The organism is Pseudomonadota bacterium (assembly GCA_018823285.1).
In the GTDB taxonomy this organism is placed as follows: Bacteria; Desulfobacterota; Desulfobulbia; order Desulfobulbales; family JAGXFP01; genus JAHJIQ01.
Genome location: JAHJIQ010000033.1, coordinates 1 through 6592, shown reverse-complemented (window position 1 = coordinate 6592; position 6592 = coordinate 1). Strand labels below are relative to the sequence as shown.

6 protein-coding genes are annotated in these 6592 nt (G+C 49.9%); 3 read left to right on the top strand and 3 right to left on the bottom strand.

The window, feature by feature from the left end; all coding sequences use genetic code 11:
- The 3 genes from KKG35_08775 to KKG35_08765 all read left to right on the top strand — a co-directional run.
- A partial coding sequence (locus tag KKG35_08775) for a hypothetical protein (protein MBU1738219.1) occupies positions 1 to 193 on the top strand: 193 nt, incomplete at its 5' end.
- A 68-nt stretch (positions 194 to 261) separates the two neighbouring features.
- Positions 262 to 588, top strand: coding sequence for a hypothetical protein (locus KKG35_08770; protein ID MBU1738218.1), 327 nt, complete (start codon positions 262 to 264; stop codon positions 586 to 588).
- 319 nt (positions 589 to 907) lie between these two features.
- A complete protein-coding gene (locus KKG35_08765) occupies positions 908 to 1960 on the top strand; it encodes a DUF977 family protein (protein ID MBU1738217.1) in 1053 nt (350 codons plus the stop codon).
- Between the two features lie 469 nt (positions 1961 to 2429).
- Here KKG35_08765 and KKG35_08760 read toward each other — a convergent pair whose 3' ends face one another.
- From KKG35_08760 to KKG35_08750, 3 genes are all read right to left on the bottom strand, one after another.
- Positions 2430 to 4949, bottom strand: coding sequence for an SPOR domain-containing protein (locus KKG35_08760; protein ID MBU1738216.1), 2520 nt, complete (start codon positions 4947 to 4949; stop codon positions 2430 to 2432).
- Between the two features lie 23 nt (positions 4950 to 4972).
- Entirely contained in the window at positions 4973 to 5437 is a 465-nt protein-coding gene (locus KKG35_08755; GenBank protein MBU1738215.1) for a hypothetical protein, read from the bottom strand.
- 3 nt (positions 5438 to 5440) lie between these two features.
- Positions 5441 to 6592, bottom strand: a 1152-nt coding sequence (locus KKG35_08750) for a hypothetical protein (protein ID MBU1738214.1), incomplete at its 5' end; no start/stop codon positions are given.

Sequence of the window (6592 nt, the reverse complement as noted above, 5' to 3'; positions counted from 1 at the left end):
CCTCGGATGGTTGGCCACACATTTTGAGGTTGCAACATTGTCGGAGGTGGGGAGACTGGTCAATCGGGATGTTGCGACCATAAGTAGAGCGGTCAGCAATGTTGAAAAGCGTCTCATGAGATCGAAAAATCTGAAAGAACAGATGGATATGTTGCGAAAGGAATTATCGAATAACGCAATAATGCAAGCCTGACCCTGGGCCTTTATCGTGGGAAATGCGACAGCCGGATTCTCGGTGACGATCGGTTTGTAGATGAGATATTGTCAGAGAAAAAAATTACCCGGAAGCCAGGCATTGAAATGATTTTCAGAAGTGTCTGCAATCAATGTGATGTGACAATTGAGGCGTTACAAAGTTTGTCACGGCAGAGAAAGTTGGCTGAGGCCAGGGGGGCCCTCGGATGGTTGGCCACACATTTTGAGGTTGCAACATTGTCGGAGGTGGGGAGACTGGTCAATCGGGATGTTGCGACCATAAGTAGAGCGGTCAGCAATATTGAAAAGCGTCTCATGAGATCGAAAGATCTGAAAGAACAGATGGATATGTTGCGAAAGGAATTATCGAATAACGCAATAATGCAAGCCTGACCCTGGGCCCTGACCCTGGGCCCCGATGACCTCAGCGAACAACAAAGGCGGACGTAAAGGGGGAGTATAGGATGTCCCCAATTAAACGTCCCCAATTACAAAAAAATTACATCCGCAGCTTTTGAGAAACTTCCGTGTAAATGTGAATTTGATGAGGATTGTCAAAATGATTTATTAGTAGGGCTTAAGGCAGATACCATGATCACCATCAATGACCTGAAGTAAGTTCATTCAAAATATCCTCCTTCAGGAGGTTGATATAAAAAGCTGTTTTTTTTGGGTATACTTGGGTATTGTTGTGGGTATTGGAGGTTTTGAGATGAAGGAACCAAGTGTACATATCACAAAAAATATTTTGCGTCTAATTGCCGAAATTGATGAGTTTAAGGGGCAATGGCGGGCGATGGGTAATCTAACCCCTGAGCGGTTGGATGCGCTCAAAAAAGTTGCTACCATCGAATCGGTTGGTTCATCCACCAGGATTGAAGGGGCCAGGTTGTCAGACCTGGAAGTAGAGCATTTACTTGCCGGAATTGATATTGGCTCTTTTAAGTCGCGGGATGAAGAAGAAGTGGCTGGATACGCTGAGGCAATGAATCTTGTTTTTAGCTCTTTTCAGGATATATCCGTTACGGAAAATCATATCAAACAACTGCATGGCATTCTGCTCAAACACAGTAGCAAGGATGTGCGACATCGTGGAGAATACAAAAAACTCTCAAATAACGGAGAAGCCTTTGATGCCGACGGCAAAAGTTTGGGAATTATCTTTGAGACGGCAACTCCGTTTGATACACCACAGAAAATGACAGAGCTTATAAACTGGACCGGTGAGAGCCTGAACTCCAAAGAGTTGCACTCGCTACTGATTCTTGCTGTATTCATAGTCCATTTTTTGGCTATTCATCCGTTTCAAGATGGCAACGGCAGACTTTCAAGAATAGTGACAACCTTGCTTCTGTTAAGATGCGGGTATGCCTATGTTCCTTATAGCTCAATGGAAAGCGTAATCGAAAAAAACAAAGATAATTATTATCGGGCGTTGAGAAAAACGCAGAAAACGCTGGAGACAGGAGCCCCTGACTATGATGCCTGGGTTTTGTTCTTTCTTGAATGTATGAAAAAGCAAAAGGATATCTTGAGTGAGAAAATTGAACGGGAAATGATGATTATCAAACTTCCTGAGCTTTCAGAAGATATTCTTGTCATCGCTAAAGAACACGGTCGTATAACAATATCCGATATTGAATCTATCACAAAAGCTAACCGCAATACCGTCAAAGTAAGATTGCGAGAGCTTGTTGTGGAAGGTTTTCTTGAAAAGCATGGGCAAGGAAAATCAACATGGTACACGCTTTCCAGTCGCCGGTGAGGGTCAATGACTCAGGATATCGATGTAATGCCTTTTATATCCCCCATTCATGTGAAGCAACTTGAACTTATAGCAACGGCTGATGAGCCCAACTTGTATGAAAAGTGGAAGGGAGAGTTGATTTCGATTGTTGAGAGTGTCAACAGGCAGTACCCGGACAAGGCTCCCTTAATCTTTCGACCATGTTCTTGATTTGCCCCTCAAGTGAAATAATCTGGCCCGTCACTTCGGTAAACGCAACAACGTGGCTGATCAGAAACAGTTGGTTTGAAGTTAACCAAAAAGGGCGCAACATGGTGCCGGTCGATGCGCGGGTTTTTCAGCTGGAAGCAAGTGCTTCCAGCTGCATATATGGGCTTGGTTATTATCCAGACAACTGTGCTGACACTGATTTCCAGCTTTTTGAGAACTGATCATCAGTTGCCCCAACAAGATGAACGATTCTGATCAGAAGTTGCGCACAAGAGATTTAGAAATCATACCGGTATCCCAGGGAGCCGAAATAGCTGACCGTGTTCATTGCATCGTCCGGGTTATGGTTGATCCATTCCATGCCGGCTTCGAAGGTGAGATGAATTCTTGGTTTGAGCAGGCGGTAATCCATTCTGAACAGGGGCCTGATTTTCAGTTGGGTCGTATCAAGCCCCCTGATCTTGGAGTAGGTCGCATTGATCCTTGGATTGATTCGCCAGTAGCGGCTGATCGGATATCGGGTGTTTACGCTGGCACTGTAAACTTCCTGGGTGGTTCGGTCACTGTAGGAGCCGGCAATGATGGCAATATCTCCCTCCTTGACCAGGTTGCTGCCGATAAGCTGCATGGTGTAGGTGTACTCGAAAGGGGTTTCGGGAGAAGCGGGAATTTCCGGGACGGGTTGTACTGTGCCATCACTTAACAGCTCGTAAAGTCCTGTATTAAAAGCCTCTGCGGAATACTGTTTGGTTGCGATGGTATCGAGGCCAAGCTGAATTTTTTTGCTGATCGGCCGCACGATTCCCAATGAATATGAACTTGTCTTGAAATTCTTCTTCCCGGAGATGTCGCGAATTTCTTCATCACTTAAAAACAATTTGAGGTCTTCAAGGTCCTCGATCATGACAAAATCATTTACATTGGCCGGATCGCGGAGAATTTTTTTGCCCGCTATCCCGGCGAGCGCCGAATTTGATGTCAGGATCGGACTGTTGCGGTAATCGGCGGAAAGGTTGATGATGGTCTTGTCGGGAAAGTTGAAGCTGCCGGTAAATAAAGCCGTATTCAGGTCGTCGAAGTAAAGGTCGTAATCGACCAGGGTGAAAAAAGAGGCCCGCGGATGAAAAAAGCGAATCTCTCCTCCGGCTGCCTGGCGGTCAATGACGCCTCCTTCTTCCTGGTTGATGAAAAAAACGCTGGAATTCCAGTATTCGGCAAATGGGCCGAGGTCAAAACTTGCGCCATAGAAATATTTGTCCGTCTCAAACCTGTCAAGACCGGAAGAATCAACCGGAAAGCCGCCCACCAGATTGGCCTTTAATTTCGGGGAAAGGGAGTAGGAAAAGAGCCCTCCGTCAAACCTGCCGAGCACCCCGCCGGTACTCCTTGACTGACGACCGATGCGGCCGGAGATATTTTTTTTGTTGGCGGCATCGATATAAAATGTACTGATTCTCGTTTCATTGCGGTCCGGAGTTCCGTCGAGCTCATAGCCACCGACGAAAAGGGTTCTCGATTCGTAGTCTGCCGTTTTCTTCCTGACATTGAAGACCAGGTCATTGGCCAGGGCGGACCGGGTCACGGTCTTTCCCCCTTCTTTACGGCTTAGTTCATCATAATAATAATATTGGGAAACACTGCCGAAGACATCGGTCCGATCATCAGCCCCCCTTTTTTTTAATGGTTCCCTGGGGGTGGCTCGTGCGGTGAGTAAACCGGCAAGGCGTTGCCTGACTCTCTCGCTGTCTTCGCCCTCCGGGTACAACTGCAGAAATTTCTCATACTCGGCGCGGGCATGGGCAAGCTGACCGTTCTGTTCACGGGCGAAACCGAGCAGTTCCTGGGCCTTTTTTCTCTCCGATTGACCGGGGTCCTGCAGAATTCTTGTATAGATCAGGATCGAACGCTGGTAATTACCGGCAATCATCTCTTTTTCCGCCTCATCCATTAATGAAACGACCCGTTTCTTGGTCATGGGCGGCGCCGGTTTAACGGCGACCGGTTTGGGTTCTTTTTCGCTCTCCTGCTCCAAGGCGGTCAGAAATGGGGTGATCCGCATCGATCCGGTGGCAATGGAGCGGTTCCCGGAAGCGGTCCGCTCTTCCCCGGAGACCTTGGTAACCCATGCATCCGGAAATGGTTTCCGCAGATTCTCCAGAGCAGCCAGGGCCTCATCCCTGGTCGGGAAAAATCCCAATCGCAGCCGGTTCCAGACCTTGCCGTCATCCGCCTTGAATTTGGTGGCATAGAGCCGATAGTCCTGATAAATCCCCGGTGTCTCATGCAGGTTTTCAACCGGCTCAGTTGCTTGTTGGCTTTGGTCTCTCGCGGGCGGGGCTTCGTCTGTATCTTCCGGTCCGATCTGAATGATTACTTTGCGGCCTTTGCCGCCTCCCACAAATTTGTGTTTTACTTTGCGGTCGAGCCTTAGAGACCAGTTTTTCCCCAGCAGTTCAGAGCCCTGGTCGGATATGCGCGAGGTCACTTTGTCCGTTTCAAGATTAATTGAAAATTCTCTGTCTCCTTCCGTTGATTGAAGATTGATGGCGTACCGATGGGATGTATCAACCGCGGCAAAAAATGATTCCCCGCCGGGTGATTCCACATGATCAATGATTCTTTCGCCGGCATGCAGAGGCGGCGGAGTGATGGAAACCACCGTAAAAACCATTGTCGCGACAAGCAACAGTCGCTGCATCATCTTCATAGAGCCCCCCCGGGTGGCCGTAATGATTTCATGCCGAACCGACTGGTCAATCGTGTCAGTCAGGTCCGGACCGATCAGTCGGGTATGCATTCGCCTCGACTGGTTAATAATTCTCAGGGCAGACATTCTGCGTTAGAAGAGGGGAGAAACACCGGGATCAAAAGACTCCTGAAATCCCCGCCCTGCCTGACGGTAAATTTCATCTGGTGGGTAAAGAGGATAGTCAGGTACGGCTCAACCACATCCGCGCCTTCATAGATAATTTCACTGACCGTCACAATGTCTGAATCCGGCGGCGAGTAATACTCGTTGCGGTTCGTCAGCTCCCGATCATCAGCGGTGACCGTAATTGGATCAAGATAGACACGCAGTTCCCTGCCGGCCGATTCTGGAAAATGCTTTTTGTATTTCACCGGCAGGGCAAAGACGATCTCGATGATCGCGCATTCGGATTGATCGCTGATGAGCACATCGCTGATCATCTCGTTTCTGCTGGTCTGGGCGAAGGCTGCCGATGATAAAATCTCCAGCGCCACAAACAACACAACCATAATTTTCATCATCATGTTCATTTTCATCAGTTACCATCCTCTTCGGTTGGGGCTATGTTCTCCGGCGCCTTCATGGCATGCTCCGGTGCAATCCCTGTTGTCGGCTACGGGAGCGTTTCGGTGTTCACCAAGCTCCCTCTCGTAATCACTTCGATGACATGCCGCACAGGGCAGCAATGGCGCACCGGCAGGGTAGTTGATGCTCTCATTGTTGTTTTGATGACACCCGGCACAAGAGACCCAGGAGTGCCCGCCAGGAAAATTATTTCCCGAATGCGAATAATTCGTCGGCGGGATCCAGCCGCTGTCCCGATGGCAGTTGTCGCATTCCTGATTGGTAATGAAGTGACCGTTATTCTTGCCAGGTGCACTTGACCCGTTATGACAGACTGAACAGGCGCCGGTGCCCAGCAGCTCTCCGTGATTCATGGTTGCCGGAACCCAACCGCTGTTTACGTGGCAGAGATCGCAGTTGTTGGTGGTTGGGGCATGGTTCGGAGGTTTGGCTCCGGCGGTCGTGCCGTTATGACAGCTGGAACAGGCGCCCGACCCGAGCAATTCATTGTGGTCCATAACCGCAGGCTGCCAGCTGCCGGTTGAATGACATGGGTCACAATTATTTGTGGTCGGCGGATGGGTTTGATTTTTACCGATTGCGCTGACGCCGTTATGGCAGGCGGCGCAGGTTCCGATCACTTCCAGGTGGTCCACCAAAACAACCGGATTCCAGGTCGATGTGGAGTGACAGGCATCGCAGATGCCGGAAGACTGGATATGGTTCGGGGTCTTTCCGGGAGCGTTGCTGCCGTTGTGACAGGTGGCGCAGGGGGCGGTGATGAGCGAATGGTCAACTCCGGCCGGGATCCAGCCGTTGGTAGTATGACATAGATCGCATTCACTCGCGGTCTGGAGATGGGTCTGCGGTTTGCCGATGATCGGCTGGCCGTTGTGGCAGCTCGCACACCGGCCGGTGATTTCCAGATGGTCCACGGTTACCGCCGGTACCCAGGCGACACTGTTATGACAGCTGTCGCAGTTGTTGCTGCTGTTGAGATGAGCGCTGCCCTTGCCCGGGGCGGTTGTGTTGTTGTGACACGACCCGCAGGCGCCGCTGACCTCCAGATGGTCGGTATTGGCCGGGATCCAGCCGGTGGAGGTGTGGCAGGTTTCACACGTGTTGCT